The following is a 17,609-nucleotide window of genomic DNA, read 5'->3' as shown; positions in this document are numbered from 1 at the left end:
GGTGGAGGAGAAGCGCGCCTTCGGATGCAGGCCGGTCTTCGATCGAAGCACCCGGGATTGTGGGGTCCGGGGGCCACTACCGAGGACCGGCGGCGTGCCGGCGGCCTCTCGCTCTTGAATGTGGCGTTGTGTGACCAGACTAAGTGCCGGTCGGTACATCGCGCACGTACAGCAAAGGGAGCGGCCCCCTAAAAGTGGGAACCGCTCCCTTCACGGCGTCCTTACTTGGCACCGCCGGCCGCACCGCGGCGGATGCCGAGGCGGTCGACCAGGGTACGGAAGCGCTGGATGTCCTTCTTGGCCAGGTACTGCAGCAGGCGGCGACGCTGGCCGACCAGGATCAGCAGACCACGACGGGAGTGGTGGTCGTGCTTGTGCTGCTTGAGGTGCTCGGTCAGGTCCGAGATGCGGCGGGAGAGCATCGCGACCTGAACCTCGGGGGAGCCGGTGTCGCCCTCCTTCTGGCCGAACTCGGCGAAAATCTGCTTCTTCGTAGCGGCGTCGAGAGACACTCGGTACTCCTCTGGTTGTTCGTGCGCCCACGAGTGCCCCTGGTCTTGGTCTCAGGGGAGCTTCCGTGACTCGGAGGCGAAGGTCCGATGAGCGCAGCTCCCAGAGAATCCGGTGAATCCATGGATTCGGGCATGTCCGGGAGCGCGTACACAAACGGCCGTGACACAGCGTACCAGGTGGCGGGATGCCCCTTACTTGCTGGTGAGGGAGCGGGCTGCCATGAAGACGTCCAGGACTGCCAGACAGAGCGGAACGAGGGAGAGCAGGACGAAGCCCTCGGTCAGGTCGAGGAAGCGGCCCCAGAAGGGCGAGAGGCCCTTCCTCGGGATGATCAGGCCGATCGCGGTGACCAGGGCGGCGCCCGCGGCGACGGCGGCGGTGAGCCAGATCGTACGGATGTCCAGGCCGCCGCGGTCCCCGTAGATCAGCAGGTCCTTGACCAGGTCGGCCGGCGGGTTCAGGGAGAGGCCGAGGATCAGCAGGGCGATCGCGGCGATACCGGCGACCAGGACGCAGGCGACCTGCGAGGTGTAGCGGAAGAGCCGGGCGCGCAGGAGCATCGCGAGGCCGGCGGCGAGGGCGAGGAGCTGGCCCCAGACGTTCCCGGCGAAGCCGAGGACCGCGGCGGAGCCGACGACGACGGCGGCGCAGCCGCCGACGAGGCCGAGGAGCATCTCGTGGCCGCGCCGGGCCTGGAGGGCGATGCGCTCGCCGTCGACGGGCTGGGCCTCGTCGGCGGTGCGGTTCGGGTCGGCGTGGAACTCGTCGTCGGGGGCGCTGCGCGGGGAGGCGTAACCGATGGGCAGCCGGGCGAAGCGGGCGGAGAGCCCGGGCAGGAAGGCGACCAGGCCGACGGCGACCGGGGCGCAGACGGAGGCCGTCTCGGTGGCCGAGGACTCGGAGACGATCGCCAGGAAGGTGGCGAGGGTGCCGACGGTGGCGAGGAAGGTCGCCGCGACGAAGGGAGCGTCGCCGCTGGGGGTGAGCGCGACCAGGGTGACCGAGGCGACCAGCACCGTCACGCAGCCGAGCAGGAACTGCAGGCGCCCGGGGCCGTGGCCGGCGTCGGGTCCGACGATGCCGGAGCCGGCGATGAGCAGGAGCGGGAGGGCGCCGAGGCCGAGGGCGACGGCGGTGGCTCGGTCGCCGTAGACACGGGCCCGTACCCCGGCGAAGGCGGTCAGCAGGACGCCCGCGGCGCCGGCGACGACACCGGGGAGGCTGTGCATGTCGTGGCGCACGGGGTCGGCGAACCAGAGGACGAAGCCCAGCAGGACCAACAGCAGCACTCCGCCGACGAGTCCGGCCCCGCGCAGCAGGTCGTCGCTCCACAGGTGCCGGTCGCGGGTGACGGCGGAGGCGACGGCGTCGGAGACGTCGTCGAAGACGGCGGGCGGCAGCGACTGCGCGAACGGCCGCAGCGAGAGGACCTCGCCGTCGAGGACCTGCTGGGCGGCGAGGGTGCGCGACCCGTCGAGGACCGAGCCGTCACGCCGGACGAGGTGGTAGCCGGTGGGGGTGCCGGCGGACTGGGTCTGACCGGTGAGCCGCAGGATCTCGGGGTAGACGTCGGCCACGGCGATGTCCTCCGGGAGCGCGACGTCGATACGACTGTCCGGCGCCACGACGGTGACACGGCAGAAGCCGGTCGCTGCGGTCGTACTCACGTGTCTGGACCCCCTGATTCGCGGTTGCGCACAGTGCGCGCGCCACCCTACCGGGGACCGGTGGAGGTGCCTGCAAGTAGGATCGCCGTCTCATGGGGGAGGCCGTCGCTCGCTGGGGCGCCGGTGCGGAACTCCCCCACGAAGTCCGCCCGTAACGAGGGATTGATGCGCCGGTGAGCCAGATCGTCGTCAAACGCCCGCCGAGGTCCCTTCCTCCGGAAGTACCCAGCGAGGAACTGGTCCTGGAGCCTCCGCCCGAACTGCCGCGCGGGCAGCAGGAGGGCATGTTGATGCAGCTCCTGCCGATGCTCGGCATGGGCTCCTCGGTGGTCTTCTTCTTCATGCCTGGGGCCCATCCGTTCATGCGCATCATGGGCATCCTGATGCTCGTCTCGACCGTCGGCATGGTCATCGCCCAGCTCGTGCGATTCCGGAAGGGTACGCAGGGGCAAATTGCCGATGTCCGGCGCGACTACCTCAAATACCTCGCTCAGACCCGGCGTACGGTCCGCCGCACCGCACGCAAGCAGCGGGACGCTCAGCTGTATCTGCACCCTGCCCCCGAGCAGTTGTGGTCGGTGGTGGCCGAGGGCTCGCGGGTGTGGGAACGGCGCGTGGGCGACAAGGACTTCGGACAGGTACGGATCGGGCTCGGCGCCCAGCAGTTGGCGACGCCCCTGGTCGCGCCGGACACGGCGCCGGTGGACGAGCTGGAGCCGCTGTGCGCGGGGGCGATGCAGCAGTTCCTGGCCGTGCACGGTTCGCTGGACGGGCTGCCGATGGCTGTCTCGATGCGCGCCTTCTATCACGTGACGGTCTCCGGGGAGCCGGAGGCGGCGCAGGCGGCGGCGCGCGGGATGGTCTCCCAGCTGGTGACGCTGCACTCCCCCGACGACCTGATGGTGGTCGTGGTCGCGGCCCGCGGCGCGCACGAGCGCTGGGACTGGACGAAGTGGCTGCCGCACACGCAGGTGGCCGGGCAGATCGACGGCGCGGGCAGCAGGCGGCTGTTCGGCGACGACCTCGGTGAGCTGGAGTCGATGATCCGCTCGCGGCTCGACGGGCGGCCCCGGTTCAGCCGGGACAACCAGCCGGTCCTGGACCAGCCGCATGTCGTGGTGGTGCTCGACGGCGGGATGGTGCCTCCGGACTCGCTCTTCGCGGCGCCCGAGGGTCTGCAGGGCGTGACCATAATCGAGGTGGTCTCCGGGGAGCTCGACGAGCCGCGCGGCGGTCTTTCCGTGGTCGTACGGCCCGGGCGGCTGCGCCTGGAGTCGGGCGGCGGCTTCGCGTACGAGGGTGTGCCGGACGGGATCTCGCTGCCTGCCGCCGAGGCGCTGGCGCGACAGCTCGCGCCGCTGCGGATGGGCGGCGGGGACGACGACGAACCGCTGCTCGCGAACCTGGACTTCACGGATCTGCTGAACCTGGGCGACGCGGCCTCGGTCGACGTGGCACGGACGTGGCGGCCCCGGTCGGTGGCGGAGCGGCTGCGCGTGCCGATCGGTGTCGGCGAGGACGGCCAGCCGGTGATGCTGGACCTCAAGGAGGCCGCCCAGGAGGGCATGGGCCCGCACGGTCTGTGCGTGGGCGCGACCGGTTCCGGAAAGTCGGAGCTGCTGCGCACCCTGGTCCTCGGTCTGGCGGTGACGCACTCCTCGGAGACGCTGAACTTCGTCCTCGCGGACTTCAAGGGTGGTGCGACCTTCGCGGGCATGTCGCAGATGCCGCACGTCGCCGCCGTCATCACCAACCTCGCGGACGACCTCACGCTCGTGGACCGTATGGGCGACGCGATCCGCGGTGAGCTGCAGCGCCGTCAGGAGCTGCTGCGTTCGGCGGGCAACTACGCCAACATCCACGACTACGAGAAGGCGCGGGCGGCCGGTGCGCCGCTGGAACCGCTGGCTTCGATGGTCCTGGTCATCGACGAGTTCTCCGAGCTGCTGACCGCGAAGCCGGACTTCATCGACATGTTCATCCAGATCGGCCGCATCGGCCGCTCCCTGGGCGTGCACCTGCTGCTGGCCTCGCAGCGGTTGGAGGAGGGCAAGCTCCGCGGCCTGGACACCTACCTGTCGTACCGGATCGGTCTGCGGACGTTCTCCGCGGCCGAGTCACGGACGGCGATCGGTGTACCGGACGCGTACCACCTGCCGTCGGTGCCGGGTTCGGGGTATCTGAAGTTCGGTACGGACGAGATGACCCGGTTCAAGGCGGCGTACGTCTCCGGGACGTACCGCACGGGTGGGCCGCGGCCGGCGGCAGGTCAGCTGCCGATCGAGCGGCGGCCGGCGGTCTTCACGGCCTCGCCGGTGCCGGTGGTGTACGCGGCGCCCGACCCGGCGTATCTGGCGGCGCAGCGCGAGGAGGAGGACGACGCCCTGGCGGACACCGTCCTCGACGTGATCGTGCGCCGGCTGGAGGGACAGGGCGTGCCCGCCCACCAGGTGTGGCTGCCGCCGCTGGACCGGGCTCCGTCGCTCGACCAGCTCCTTCCGGGGCTCGCGCCGACCGCGGACCGCGGTCTGACGGCGACCGAGTACACCCGCCCCGGCGGTCTGACGGTGCCGCTCGGCCTGATCGACAAGCCCTTCGAGCAGCGGCGCGAGGTCCTGTACCGGGACTTCTCGGGCGCGGCCGGCCACATGATGGTGGTCGGCGGTCCGCAGTCCGGCAAGTCGACGCTGATGAGGACGCTGATCTCGTCGTTCGCGCTGACGCACACGCCCGCCGAGGTGCAGTTCTACGCACTGGACTTCGGTGGTGGCGGCATGGCGTCGCTGGCCGATCTGCCGCATGTCGGCGGGGTCGCGTCCCGGCTGGATCCGGAGCGCGTACGGCGTACGGTCGCGGAGGTGCTCGGCGTACTGAACCGGCGCGAGGAGTTCTTCCGCTCGCACTCCATCGACTCGATCTCCACCTTCCGGCGCAAGCGCGCCGCGGGTGAACTGCCCGGTGAGCCCTGGGGCGACGTGTTCCTGGTCATCGACGGCTGGGGCGGCTTCAGGGGCGAGTACGACATGCTGGAGGGGATCGTCTCCGACATCGCGGCGCGCGGTCTCGGGTACGGCATCCACGTCGTCATCACCGCCGCCCGGTACATGGAGGTGCGGGCAGCGATCAAGGACCAGATGCTGAGCCGTCTGGAGCTGCGTCTGGGTGACGTGATGGACTCCGAGTTCGACCGGAAGGTGGCGGCGAACGTCCCGACGGGGGTGCCCGGCCGTGGCCAGGTGCCGGAGAAGCTCCATTTCATGACCGCGCTGCCGCGGATCGACGGTTCCGGCTCGGCGAGCGATCTCTCGGTGGGGACGGCGGACTTCGTCGAGGCGGTACGGGGCTCCTGGACGGGCCCGGTGGCGCCGCCCGTCCGGCTGCTGCCGCACAAGCTGCCGGCCGACCGACTGCCGAAGGGTTTCGAGTTCCCTCAGCACGGCATCGCGATCGGCATCGACGAGACGAGGCTGGAGCCCGTCTTCGTCAACTTCGACACCGATCCGTTCTTCCTGATCTTCGGCGAGAGCGAGTCCGGCAAGACGAACCTGCTGCGGCTGATCACCAAGCAGATCGCGGAGCGGTACTCCCCCGACGAGGCCAAGCTCGTGGTGGGCGACTACCGGCGCGCGCTGCTCGGCAGCCTGCCGGAGGAGCACCTGCTGGAGTACGCGCCCATGGCGAGTTCGATGCAGATGCACATGGAGGCGCTGGCCGGCGTGTTCGCCCGGCGCCAGCCTCCGCAGGACGTGACCCCGCAGCAGCTGCGGGACCGCAGCTGGTGGTCGGGGCCGCAGGTCTTCATCGTCGTCGACGACTACGACCTGGTGGCGACGAGCGGCGGCAACCCACTGGCCGCGCTCGCGGAGTATCTCCCCTTCGCCCGGGACACGGGCGTCCGGTTCATCATCGCGCGCAACAGCGCGGGGGCCTCGCGCTCGATGTACGAGGCGTTCATGCAGCGCATCAAGGAGCTCGGCGCGCAGGGCGTGGTCCTCTCGGGCGACCCGCAGGAGGGCGACCTCCTGGGCAGCGCCCGGCCGCGGCCGATGCCGCCGGGGCGTGGCTTCTTCGTGGGGCGCCGGGGCGGCTCGTCGCTGGTGCAGACGGGACGGATGCCGGAGAGGTGAGAACGGTGACGGGACGCGCGGCGAGGCATGCGACGCGACGTGGCGTGAGACGTGGGGCGAGCCCGGCGCGGAGAACCGTGAGACGGCTCATGACGCCGTCGCCGATGGACGTGAACACTTCAGCACTGCAAACATCACCCTGATTCAGCGAGGGGGAATCAATGTCGTTCAACGACGAGTGGACCCAGGCCAAGAACGCGGCGGCCGACAACCAGTCGGCGATGCGCCTCAACCAGCTCCCGGCGGACGGGGGCAGTGGTGGCACCGCTCCCGATCTGGCGACGACGCCCGCGAAGAAGAAGCAGGCCGCCAACAGCATCGAGAACCACATCCAGCCGGACCTGAAGACGGCAGCCGACGCGGCCGACGAGTCCACCAGCAGCGCCATCGCGACGTTCAAGGGCTGGGAGACGGCCGCCGGCCTGAAGAAGGCGCACGAACACTGGGACAGCCAGGTGAAGCGGCTCAACGCGCGCCTGGAATCGGAGAAGGGCGCGCTGCGGAGCGCGTCGACCCTGTTCCAGAGCAACGACATCGTCACCGGGAACGGCCTCGTGACGCAGTCGAAGATCTCGGGACTGTAGGGGGACCGCGATGCCGACGTACGAAGAGATCATGCAGACCGACCTCGGCAAGCTGAGCACCGCCGCCGACGGCTGGAAGTCCATGGCGGAGAAGTTCAAGAAGGTCGAGGACCTCTACGAGAAGGACGTCCAGAAGGTCGCTTCGGGCGGTCCGCTGTGGACGGGTCAGGCCCAGCAGATCGGCGCGACCAACTTCGGCATCACCCGGAACGAGCTCGACGCCGCGCAGAAGGAAGCGAAGGCGATGGAGTCGCTGCTGCGGGACGCCCACAGCACGCTCACGGAGCTCAAGGGGCGGGTGACGACCGCCGTGAAGGAGGCGGTCGACGCCGGCATGAAGGTCTCCGAGTCCGGCGTCGCGAGCTTCGACTTCAGCAAGGTCACCGAGAAGCAGGCCTACACGATCAAGCACGACCCGGAACTGCACGCGGTCGAGCAGTCGTACACAAAGAAGATCAACGACGCGGTCAAGGCGATCACGGAGTTCGACAAGGACGTCAAGACCGCCCTGCTGAACGCCTCGGGCGCGGACGGCACCGCGCCGCTGGGCTTCAACTCCAAGCCGGTGGGCGACGTCGAGGCCGTGGAGGCCCTGGCCCTCTCGGAGAAGGTGCGCAACGGCGACGCCTCGAAGAAGGAGCTGGAGCAGTACCGCGAGATCCTGCAGCAGAACGCCAAGGACAAGCACTTCAGTGAGGCGTACCTGCACGCGCTGGGCGCCAAGGACACGCTGAAGATCGCGGACGAGATGAACCTGGCGGCGAACGAGCGGGGCATCTCGGACGCGGACAAGAAGCTGTACAACTCGATCAACGCGAGCCTCGCGGACACCATCGCCTCGGGGACGAAGGACCCGAACGGCTACGCGTACCGGCCGTTCGTGGACGGCCTGAAGGCCCTTGGCGACAAGGACGTCACCGGCGGCCAGGTCCCGACGCAGGGGTACCAGGTCCTCGTCACCCTGATGAACCAGGGGAACCCGGACGGCTACGGCAAGGAGTTCCTCAACGAGCTCGGTCACGACATGATCGAGATCGAGAAGAAGGACCCGGACAACTGGCTCCACTTCAACGACGTCAAGCGCCCCAACATCGCCAATGACCCGCTGGACGGGCTGCTCAACATCATGAGCAAGGACCCCGCGGACGCCGAGTACTTCCTCGACCCCAAGGCTCCGGGCAACGAGAACGAGCACCTGAAGTTCCTGCTCACGGAGCGGGAGTGGCCGAAGGAGGGGATGAACAACATCTACGGTCCTCCCCAGTTCATGGACGACCCCTTCAAGGCCACGGGCCTCGGCAATGCGATCCAGGCGGCGGCGACGGGGCACGAGCCGGGCGAGAGGCCTGGACCGGTCGGTGCGCATACCGAGGGGCAGGCGCGGGTCATGCACAACGCGGTCCGCTACCTCGACTCGGAGATGTCCGGCGACAAGTTCCCCGAGAACCTGACGAACCTCCAGAAGCCGATGGCTCACGCGCTCGCGGACTACGTGGCGGACACCCACGTGATCCTCAACGGCGAGGACTCCAACTACGGAGGCAGTGGCGGCAAGGACACCATCTTCGGCTCCGGCGACAACGCCCACATGGCGGTGGGACAGGGCAGCCTGATCCGTGTCATGCGCGGCGTCGCCGACGATTCGGAGGGGTTCGCCCTGATCTACGAGGCGGAGCGCGCGTACTCCGCTCAGCAGCTCGCTGACGCCCCCGCCTACACGGGGGACCCGAACCATGGCCAGAGCGCCGACTGGGACAAGCGCTCGCGCGATGTCGGCATCGCGATGGGTGCGTTGAACGGCATCGGCGCCGATGTCTACATCGACAAGGAGGACGACAAGGTCAAGTGGGCCGAGTCGACCGCCGAATACTCGGCCAACGGCGTCAACAGCGTCGTCGGCGAGATCCCGTTCGCGGGCTCGGCCGCCGGCGCCATCGTCGACACCGTGAAGTACGAGTGGGTCAAGGACGTCACGGACGCGGCTGAGGAGCAGGGAAAGAAGGACTCCTCGAACAACTACTCGGCCGGCAAGGACGGCATGAACCACCTCTTCCAGGCATGGAGGGACAAGGAAGGAGATCTCCACGGTGCGGCGTACGAATCGGCGAAGGGCGAGGCCAATGGCGGATACGAGGACGGGCGGGGTGCCGCGGCTGCGCACCTGGGGAACTGAGCGCGTTCCGGGCCTCGCACGCACCGCCGTCGCCGCCGCCGGGGTGGCGGTGCTCGCACTGACGGCGACCGGCTGCTCGTCCGGTGACTCCGGTGCGCAGGTCGAGGGCTTGTGCGGGCCGTCCGCCGACTCCGACGCGGGTGAGTCGCTGCGCGCGGTGTTGCGAACGGACGACTTCACCGCGGAGGTGCTCAGGTCGGACGACAACTTCGTACGGGAGTTCAAGAAGGACCTGCGGGAGTGGCAGGCAGGCAAGAACTCGACGTCTCCCTCCTTCCTGTGCAAGTACGTCCCTGAGGGCAGCAAGGGACACGTGCTCCTCGGGTTCGCCTGGTCCCCCGCCGACCAGCCCGCCGAGCAGCGCGCTCAGGGTGGGACGTTCTACGACCTGAACGGCGCGACCGGGGAGGTCGGCAACCTCTCGGCGGGGCTCTACGCGACCTGTGTGCTGGGCGGCGAGCTGAGCGACCCGTCACGAAGGGCGGTGCTGCGCGCAGACGCTGTGCTCACGGCCGACCGTGGTCAGCGCGTGGACAAAGACCAAGAGGCAGAGCAGCTCTCGTACCTCTATTTCATGACCCGTGAGGTCACGAAAGCCTTGGGATGCGAGAACAAGCCGCTGGAGAAGGACCCAGTCGTGAAGCCCCTTACAGAAGGCAACTCGTGAAGATCCGAACGAAGCACGTCACCATGGGCGCCGCTGTGAGTGCTGTTCTCGTCGCCGCGTTGGCCGGCTGTGGGAGCGGTGGTGGCGCAGATGCCGGGGGGTCCCTGAGCGTGGACCGGGTGGTCGAGCTCGCCGAGGGAGTCGGGAAGGGCGGGGCCGAGGCGTGCCCGGTGCCGTACGACGCCGGGAAGGCGGCCGAGGCGGCCCACGTCGACGAGGGCATCGAGGCCGGCGCGGCAGGGGCCGAGGCGGGCGAACCGATGGCGACGGGTGAGGGCGGAAGGAAGACGGACCCGCAGTCGCCCTTCGCCGGCAAGGCCGGCGGGATCATCACCTGCTCGTACCACGTGAGCGGTGAAGACCTGACGGTCCACACCGTCGGTACGGAAGCGGGGAGTGCGACCAACCACCTCCTGCCCACCGCCCAGCAGGCCGGCGGCATGTCCGTCGAGGACGTGAAGTCATTCGGCACGCAGGCCTATGACGCGAAGCCCGGCGAGCCCGTGGCGAGCAAGGGCGGGAACGTGGTGACCGTCCGGCTCGACTCCGGCGGGAAGGGAGACGTGGCGCTGCTCCTGACGGTCGGGGAGGACGACAAGAGTGCTCTCAAGCGGGACCAGGTCGTGGAGCTGGCGCGGACGTTCGCCGCGCAGGCGAAGTGAATCCGCCGTCCGTCTGACACCGGGAGCCGTCCGGGTCGATCATTGAGGGGCGACGACGTTCCACCCGCACTAAGGAGCACAGCCTGATGGGCACTCAGCAGGAGAAGGACGAGCTGTACGCGCTCGACATCAGCGACGTCGAGTGGCAGGGCCCTCCCGGCACGAGCGCCGACGAGGAGCGCGTGGAGATCGCCCACCTGCCGGGCGGGGCCGTGGCGATGCGCTCCTCCCTCGACCCCGACACCGTCCTGCGCTACACCGAGGCCGAGTGGACGGCGTTCGTCCTGGGCGCCAAGGACGGCGAGTTCGACCTGAAGTAGGGCATGCGCGAGACGCACAGCAGAAGGGGCCCGTTCCTCCCGGAACGGGCCCCTTCTGCTGTGCGTGCGGCAGGCCGGGGGTCAGTACCCCTCGGTGAACAGGCGCGACGCCTTGACGTCCGTGGCGCGGTAGCTGTCCTTGCCCTGCTCGATCTGCTTGGCGACGAGCTCGAGGCGGTTCTTCATGTCCTCGGCACGCTTCTTGTACTTGCCCTGGAGGATCACGTACTCCTGGTGGGCCTCGCCGTCCCAGGTGTCGGTGACGACACGGAGGGCGGCGTTCATCTCTTCGAGGTCCTTGATGATGTTCGAGGAGACGGTCCGGAGGCGGTTCGCCATCTCCTGGACGCTCTCGTACCGGACCTTGGTGTTCTGATCGATGCCGGACATCGTGCTCTCCTCGGACTCAGAGGTTGTTCAGCGCGGAGTTGTTGGCCTTGAGGGTCTGGAACACCTCGAAGTCGTTCGCGGTGCTGAGGTTCTTGGTCTCGTTGACCGCGTTGAGCAGCACGTTGAGCAGGCGACGAATGGTGTCGTGGTCCTCGTTGAGGGCCGTCTGCGCGGTCTTGAAGCCGGCCGCACCCGCACCCGTCCAGCCCGCGTGGACCGTCTCCAGGATGTTGGCCATCTCGCGGGCCTGCTTGGAGACCTCTTCACCGGTCTGCATGATCTTGTTCTTGGCCTGGGTTACCGGATCCTCGGCAAGCCCGAACCCACCTGCGGGGCTGGTCATGTGACGCTCCTCGTTGTCGGGAAGGTACTCGTACGCGTAGCTCAGCTCTGGCTACGCTCTCCTGTTGCGCCTGCCTGCCGCCACGACGACGCCGACGGTCACGGCGACGATGACGACGGCACCCGCGGCGATGCCCCAGAGCGGGAATCCGCCCTCGTCGGGCCGGGCCGCCGACTCAGGCTTCTTCGGTTCCTGGGTCGGCCCGTTGGTGCCGCTTGCCCCCGTGCTGCCAGGAGAGGGGGAAGTCTGAGGTGCGGGCGACTGCGACTGCTGCTGCCTCTGCGCGGCGAGCAGCGGATTGACGTCCGGGTCACCCGGGTTGCCCTTGCCCTCGAGCAGGACCTGGGCGGGACGGACCGAGCCGTAGCCGATGTACTTGTCCGGCACCTTGCCCACGTGGCCGGCGGTCTCCATCATGACGCGGAGCACCTGGTTGGCGGTCCAGTCGGGGTGCGCGGACCAGATGAGGGCGGCGGTGCCGGAGGCGATGGCGGTGGCTTGACTGGTGCCCCGGTGGGCGCAGTACTGCTTCTTGTCGTCGGTGCACCGGCCGGGAATCTCGACGCCTGGCGCGGCGAGGGCGAGGTGGGAGCCGTAGTTGGACAGCTCTGCGGCCTTGCCCTTGGTGTCGAGTGCGCCGACCGCCACGACTCCGGGAATTGCTGCGGGGTACTGCGGCATCTCTAGACCGTCGTTACCAGCTGCCGCGAAGATCAGAGCGTTCTTCTTGCGGGCGTAGTCCACGGCCGCCTGCCAATCCGCGGCCTCACTCTCGTCGGCGGGGCCACCCATGGACAGATTGATCACGCGGGCACCGTTGTCCACGGCATAGCGGATGCCCTTGAACATCGGCGCGTTACCGAAGTTGACGTAGTCGCCCACCTTCACCGGAAGGATTAGTGCATCAGGGGCAATACCCTTCAAGCCGCCATTGGTCCCGTTGCCCGCGATGGCGATGGCCATGTTGGTGCCATGCCGGTCGTCGTCCTTGTGATCGATTCGGCCCGGCCCTCCCCCCGCGTCAGAGAAGTTGCGACCGGGCAGAACCTTGCCCCGGAGTTCCGACACCGTCGAGTCCACTCCGCTGTCGAGCACGGCGACGGTGACTCCCTTGCCCGTGGCCACCTTCCACAGCGCGTCCGCCTTCATCGCGTCCAGGTACCACTGGCGCGCACGCATGTCTTCCGCGTGCGCCGTCGGCGCGGCGACGGTCCACGTCGCGACGACGGCGGTCATCGCGCCGAGCAGACCGGCAGCGCGGCGGCGAAGGACACGGGCAACTGGGGACATGCGGGAGGGGCTCCTAGTCGATGACAGGCGGGACGATCTGACGCTGGCCGGAAGCCCACGTCTCCTCATCCTCGGTCAGGTAATCAGGGCGGGAACGGCTCGTACGGCGCTCGTCATCGCCGCGCTCGGTGGAGGCCGGCCGGACCAGCCCGGTTCCCCCAGGGGTGAACGCGCGTCCAGCGGAACCCGTGGGGTTCCCGACGATGCCACCGGGCTGCGTGGCCAGTCGCCGGCCGGTCGCACCGCCCGTGCTGCCCCCCGGCGCGCCGTGCATTCCGGCGCCCGGGCCGTGCATTCCCGCGCCACCGCGACCGTACTGACCAGCGCGTTCCTCGCCGATCACGGGGCCCATAGGAAGCCGCGGCCCCTGACCGGGCAGGCCTGTACGACCGGGCACCTGACGGCCGCCGGTGATGCCCTCCGCGCGGGGCGGCGTGCCGAGAGGGCTGGGGCCCCTCAGGCCGCCGGTCGCCGGGCCCGGGAGCCCCGGGTTGGCACGAGGCAGACTGGTCGTCGGCTGAGGGCCGACCGGCGGAGCGAGGGGCGGCAACGGAGGAGTCGGCGGGCCGCCCGTCGTGACCGGCGGTGCAGTGGGCGGCTGGGCAGGGGTGCGGGGCGGAGCATCCGGCGTGATGGTCACGGAGTCGAGGTTCGTGTTCACCTCTGACTCCGGCGGCCTGGTCGCAGTCGGAGGAAGCGTCACGTCAGGGGTCGGTCGGCTCGGCGTCGCTGCGTCGGGCGTACGGGTGGAGGACCGGTCTGCGTAGGACGGGCCTGCTCCGGAGGACACCGATGTCGTACCGGTCCCGGAGGCCCCCGTCCCGTAGGCACGTTCGCCCTCTCCGAAGCCCGTGGACTTCAGAGGCTTGAAGTCCGGCTCCCGCTCCGCCGCCATCCGGTTCCGCGTGGCCTCGTAGTACGACGACAGCCGCTCCAGCTGGTGGATCGCCTCCTGGAGCTTCGGGCCCGTCTCCGACTCGATGCGGGCCTTCTCCTTCTCCGGGTCCGCGAAGCACATGCCCGCCGGCTTCGGTACCGCGGCCTTTGCTTCCGACAGGGCCTGGCCCGCGCGCTGCATCTCGTCCGCGACGACCTTGGTGAAGTCGCCGAGGACCAGGGTTTCGGAGACCATGCCCGCGCCCCAGGTGCGGAAGGAGTTGCCTCCCTCGCCCTCCCACTGGACGCGGCTGATGTACAGACGGAGGTCGGCGGCGATCTCGAGGATCTTCGGCACCGCCGACGCCAGCGCCGTGCCGGTGGTGGTGATTTCCTCCGGCTTGGCCGACGCGATCATCGCGTACAGGGCGTCCAGGGACTTCCCCTCGAACTCTCCTGCCATGTTCTTGCCACTCCCCCGTTAGCTGAATCCGCCGGAATCGCCGGTGCCGTCCGTGTCCTTGGTGGGCTGCTCGGGCTTGTCCTTGCCGCCGCCGGCTCCCTGGCCGCCCTCGCCGTGGCGCTCGCGGTACTCCTGCTGCGTGCGCTTCTGGATCGCCGCGTAGCGCTCGCGCTCTTCCTCGTCCACGCCGGTGTAGCCCTTGTCGGCGATCGTGGCCGCCAGGCCCATGCCCTCGATCGTCTCGCCGAACGTCCTCGTGAGTTCTTCGAGGCGCGTACGTACCTTTTCGTACGCGCTGTGAAGTTCCGTCGCGGCGGCGAAGCCCGTGCCGTACGACGCGGCCGTGACCTTCTGTTCGCCGATCTTCGTGTGCTCGGCGGGCGAGCCCTTCAGTTCCTCGACGAGCTTCTGCATGCGCGAGTAGAAGCTCTGGAGAGTGACTTCTCCGACTTCCAGCCCCTGCTTGCCGCCCCCGGCCGGGTCTCCCACCTCAGTGCCCCCTCGTCAGGCTCTCGAACTCGCACACCACTCTAGCCATTGGGTACGACAGTTCCAATTGCAAAGTCACATCCCCCTTGACCGGCGCCGGCTGTCGCGGATCACCGTGGCCACGCCCGCGATCACGGCCACCAGAACGCCTCCCACGCCCAGGGCGTACGTGCCGATGCGTTCGGCGCGTTCCTGGGAGGTCTCCGTCAGCGCCAGGTGAGCGGGTTCCGGCGCCGGTGGCTTGGGGGGAGCCGGGTCGGGGGTGGGTTCCGTCGGGGCCGGTTCCGGGGCGTCGGAGAGGGCCCGGACCGGGTCCACCACGCCCCAACCCACGTGATTGTCGCGGCCGTTGACGGATCGTACCGCCGTCTGTTCGATGCGGGCGACGATCTGAGCCGGGCTCCACTCGGGGTGTTTGGCCCGCAGGAGCGCGGCGACGCCGGAGACGTACGGCGCCGAGAAGCTGGTGCCGTTGTCCACGCACTGGCCCCCGCCCGGGACGGTCGAGACCATGTCCACGCCAGGCGCGGCGACGCCCACGAACGTGCCCGACTGGGAGAACTCCGCCCGTTCGTTGTTGCGGTCGGAGGAGGCCACGGCGAGGACGCCGGGGAAGGCCGCCGGATAGGTGTTCTTGAGTTTGCCGTCCATGCCGTCGTTGCCGGCCGAGGCGACCACGACGACGTCCTGCGCCAGTGCGCGGGCCACCGCCTTGCCCATCGCCGAGTCCTCGCCGAGCGCCTGGGTCGTGTCCTGCGAGATGTTGATGACGTGGGCGCCCTTGGCGACGGCGTGGTCGATCGCCTGCGCCATCGTGTCGGACTTGCCGCTGTTCTTCTCGTCGTTCTGGCGGATCGGGATGATCGTCGCCTCGGGGGCGAGCCCGACGAAACCGGTGCCGGAGCGCGGGCGGGCGGCGATGATGCCGGCGACCTTGGTGCCGTGACCGACCTCGTCGACGGTGCCGTCGGTTTTGCCCCGCTGCTCGTCTCCGGGGCCCGGGTTCTTCTTGTCGGGCTTCAGGTAGTCCTTACCCGCCTTGGCGTCCACCGCCGTCTTCAGCTGGGGGTTGACGTCGTCGACACCCGTGTCGATGACGGCGACGCGGATGCCCTTGCCCTTGGTGTCCTGCCAGAGCTCGTCGAGCAGGACCCGCTGGAGCGACCAGGGAATGCCCTCGATCTGCTTCTTCATCGGGAACGTGCACTCGCCGCTGCCGTCGAGAAGAAGGTCGTGCGGTGCCGCGAACGCGGGCGGAGCGGCGAGGGTCCCCGTGAGGGCCGCGGCGGCGAGCAGGGCCGCCGTTCGGTACGTCACCACTGGCGCTCCTCACGAACCCTGCGGCTGACGCGCGCTGTTGGTGTCGAGCCTCGGTCCCTTGGAAAGGAACTCCGACCAGGCCATCGGCACAGGGAGCGGAGTGACCTTCTCGTAGCCGAGACGAGTCTGCGCCTCGCTCGGTTCCGGGCGGCCGTCGGTCTGCTTGCCGGCCTGGTCCCCGGTGCCGATGTCGGACCGTGCCGCGTCGCTGTCGCCGTTGGCCTGCACCGCGTACCGCAGACCGGTGTCGGTGACGAGGAAGAGCGAACCGTCGGCCTTGGTCTGGTTGCCCTGGATCTGGGTGTAGAGCAGGCCGCTGCCCGGGGTGACGTACGTGCTGGTGCCGCCGGCGGTGATCTCGGCCGGGTACCGCTTGCCCGCCCAGGTGGTCAGCGTCGTACGGCCCTTGTCGTCGACCTGGTTGAGCACACTGCAGAGGGTGTCCCGGGCGCCTGCGCCGGTCACCGCGTTGACCTGCTCGGACTTACGGGTCGGCCAGCGGTACTGCGAACCGAACGTGGTGGAGTCCGGGGTGAAGGAGGCGGCGTCGACCGTGGTCGCCCTGCCGTCCATGTCGAGGGCGTCGGTCTGCGGCGAGTTGATGAGGAGCCAGGCCGTGAACTCCGAGACCGGCTGGACCTTTCCGGGCAGGACCACATAGTGCTGCGGCCCGGAACCGGTCTGACCTAGCAGCACCATGCCGACCCGGCCCTCGGTCTGGCTGAGGTTCCCGCCGTCGATGCCGGCCGGATCGCCGACCTTGCCGGGGATCTGCGGGAACTCGACGGGGCTCCCGGTGTGCAGGGTGGCCAGCCAGTCGTCCGTGACCTGCTGGGGCTCCTTGTTGAGGCCGACGAGCGCCGTGGTGAGCCCTGCGGCCTCGGCGGGGTCACCCGGCACCAGGTACTTCGTACCTCGGTGGTCGACGAGGTAGCGGGCCTTGCCCTTCTGTCCCTGGACGTACATCATCTGCCCGTCCTTGAGCTGCCCGCTGCCCTCGGTGCGTTTGAAGTCCCGCTGGGCGAAGACGAACGTGGCCTTCTGGACGCCGGCTCCCTTGCCGCCTCCCGGCTGTTGGCACACGGCCCAGCGCTTGGCCGCGCCCGCCTCGGTCGCGTTCGGGAGGCGGTCGGGGGCGTACGGGATGCCGAGGATCGGGCCGCGCGGCGGATCGCCCCCGTCGAGGAGCTTGTCGTCGACCTGGATGACGGAGAACTGCTGCGGCGTGAGCAGGAGCCGGGCCGAGGCGAGGTTGAGGACGGGATGGAGAAGGGTCTTCCTGTCCTTGCCCTTGCCGGTGCTGAGCACCACGTACCGGGTGGTCGACTGCTTGCCGACGATCACCTTGGTGCCGGGCTTGTCCCAACCCTTGGGGGCCTGAGGGCTGAACATGCCCCATGCACCGAACCCGGCAAGCACCAGGGCACCCACGATCAGGCCGGGGAGTACCGCTCGCAGCGGCCTCGGCGCCCCCTCCTCGGTACCCGAAGGCGAAGGTTGGAGGAATGCGGCCACCGTGCGCTTCTTCGCAAAGGTGTACGCATTGAGCTCATCCCGCCGTGATGCCATGAGTCCCCATTTTCGTCAGGCGCAGTCTTCGCCGACGAGTCCGGGGGGCATGGCACCCGGCTCCGGCTGTCGGACCGGCCCCCTACTATGCCTGCTGTCCGGTGGCGCTAGCGGGGCGGGTAGGGTGAACCGGCCGCCAAAGCCCTGGCAGGCCAG

Annotated in this window: 15 protein-coding genes; 6 read left to right on the top strand and 9 right to left on the bottom strand. The window is 69.2% G+C overall.

Features of this window, described 5'->3' with window-relative positions; genetic code table 11:
- Positions 1-221: 221 nt before the first annotated feature.
- Together rpsO and eccD are read right to left on the bottom strand one after the other, a co-directional pair.
- A complete protein-coding gene (gene rpsO, locus ACFY8U_RS26010; RefSeq protein WP_331917982.1) occupies positions 222-512 on the bottom strand; it encodes a 30S ribosomal protein S15 in 291 nt (96 codons plus the stop codon).
- A gap of 192 nt (positions 513-704) precedes the next feature.
- Complete coding sequence (gene eccD / locus ACFY8U_RS26005) at positions 705-2,180, bottom strand: type VII secretion integral membrane protein EccD (RefSeq protein ID WP_361603440.1); 1,476 nt, start codon at positions 2,178-2,180, stop codon at positions 705-707.
- Positions 2,181-2,353: 173 nt separating this feature from the next.
- On the opposite strand from eccD, the gene eccCa reads away from it, so the two are divergent.
- From eccCa to ACFY8U_RS25975, 6 genes are all read left to right on the top strand, one after another.
- Positions 2,354-6,307, top strand: a complete 3,954-nt coding sequence (gene eccCa / locus ACFY8U_RS26000; protein WP_389574110.1) for a type VII secretion protein EccCa — start codon at positions 2,354-2,356, stop codon at positions 6,305-6,307.
- Between the two features lie 161 nt (positions 6,308-6,468).
- The gene (locus ACFY8U_RS25995) at positions 6,469-6,891 is read left to right on the top strand and encodes a hypothetical protein (RefSeq protein WP_389574107.1); all 423 of its coding nucleotides are present in this window, start codon (positions 6,469-6,471) and stop codon (positions 6,889-6,891) included.
- 10 nt (positions 6,892-6,901) lie between these two features.
- The gene (locus ACFY8U_RS25990; RefSeq protein ID WP_389574106.1) at positions 6,902-9,064 is read left to right on the top strand and encodes a hypothetical protein; all 2,163 of its coding nucleotides are present in this window, start codon (positions 6,902-6,904) and stop codon (positions 9,062-9,064) included.
- Complete coding sequence (locus ACFY8U_RS25985; protein WP_389574104.1) at positions 9,012-9,731, top strand: hypothetical protein; 720 nt, start codon at positions 9,012-9,014, stop codon at positions 9,729-9,731. Before ACFY8U_RS25990 ends, ACFY8U_RS25985 begins: the two co-directional genes overlap by 53 nt.
- Positions 9,728-10,393 carry a hypothetical protein gene (locus ACFY8U_RS25980; RefSeq protein ID WP_389574102.1) on the top strand — a complete coding sequence of 222 codons (666 nt, stop codon included), beginning with the start codon at positions 9,728-9,730 and terminating at the stop codon, positions 10,391-10,393. Before ACFY8U_RS25985 ends, ACFY8U_RS25980 begins: the two co-directional genes overlap by 4 nt.
- Before the next feature lie 86 nt (positions 10,394-10,479).
- Positions 10,480-10,713, top strand: a complete 234-nt coding sequence (locus ACFY8U_RS25975; protein ID WP_361434399.1) for a DUF397 domain-containing protein — start codon at positions 10,480-10,482, stop codon at positions 10,711-10,713.
- A gap of 81 nt (positions 10,714-10,794) precedes the next feature.
- Here ACFY8U_RS25975 and ACFY8U_RS25970 read toward each other — a convergent pair whose 3' ends face one another.
- The 7 genes from ACFY8U_RS25970 to eccB form a co-directional block, all read right to left on the bottom strand.
- The gene (locus ACFY8U_RS25970) at positions 10,795-11,103 is read right to left on the bottom strand and encodes a WXG100 family type VII secretion target (RefSeq protein ID WP_361434400.1); all 309 of its coding nucleotides are present in this window, start codon (positions 11,101-11,103) and stop codon (positions 10,795-10,797) included.
- A gap of 16 nt (positions 11,104-11,119) precedes the next feature.
- A complete protein-coding gene (locus tag ACFY8U_RS25965; RefSeq protein ID WP_361603457.1) occupies positions 11,120-11,446 on the bottom strand; it encodes a WXG100 family type VII secretion target in 327 nt (108 codons plus the stop codon).
- 51 nt (positions 11,447-11,497) lie between these two features.
- Complete coding sequence (locus ACFY8U_RS25960) at positions 11,498-12,682, bottom strand: S8 family serine peptidase (protein WP_389574098.1); 1,185 nt, start codon at positions 12,680-12,682, stop codon at positions 11,498-11,500.
- 67 nt (positions 12,683-12,749) lie between these two features.
- Positions 12,750-14,075 carry a hypothetical protein gene (locus ACFY8U_RS25955; RefSeq protein WP_389574095.1) on the bottom strand — a complete coding sequence of 442 codons (1,326 nt, stop codon included), beginning with the start codon at positions 14,073-14,075 and terminating at the stop codon, positions 12,750-12,752.
- Positions 14,076-14,093: 18 nt separating this feature from the next.
- Positions 14,094-14,564, bottom strand: coding sequence for a hypothetical protein (locus tag ACFY8U_RS25950; protein ID WP_361434404.1), 471 nt, complete (start codon positions 14,562-14,564; stop codon positions 14,094-14,096).
- A gap of 75 nt (positions 14,565-14,639) precedes the next feature.
- Positions 14,640-15,881, bottom strand: a complete 1,242-nt coding sequence (gene mycP, locus ACFY8U_RS25945; RefSeq protein ID WP_389574093.1) for a type VII secretion-associated serine protease mycosin — start codon at positions 15,879-15,881, stop codon at positions 14,640-14,642.
- A gap of 12 nt (positions 15,882-15,893) precedes the next feature.
- Positions 15,894-17,453 carry a type VII secretion protein EccB gene (eccB, locus tag ACFY8U_RS25940; protein ID WP_389574090.1) on the bottom strand — a complete coding sequence of 520 codons (1,560 nt, stop codon included), beginning with the start codon at positions 17,451-17,453 and terminating at the stop codon, positions 15,894-15,896.
- Positions 17,454-17,609 lie beyond the last annotated feature (156 nt).

It is taken from the genome of Streptomyces sp. NPDC012508, from assembly GCF_042902595.1.
Classification (GTDB): domain Bacteria; phylum Actinomycetota; class Actinomycetes; order Streptomycetales; family Streptomycetaceae; genus Streptomyces.
The sequence above is the reverse complement of the archived record's forward strand: the minus strand, read 5'-3'. Positions and strand labels throughout refer to the sequence as shown.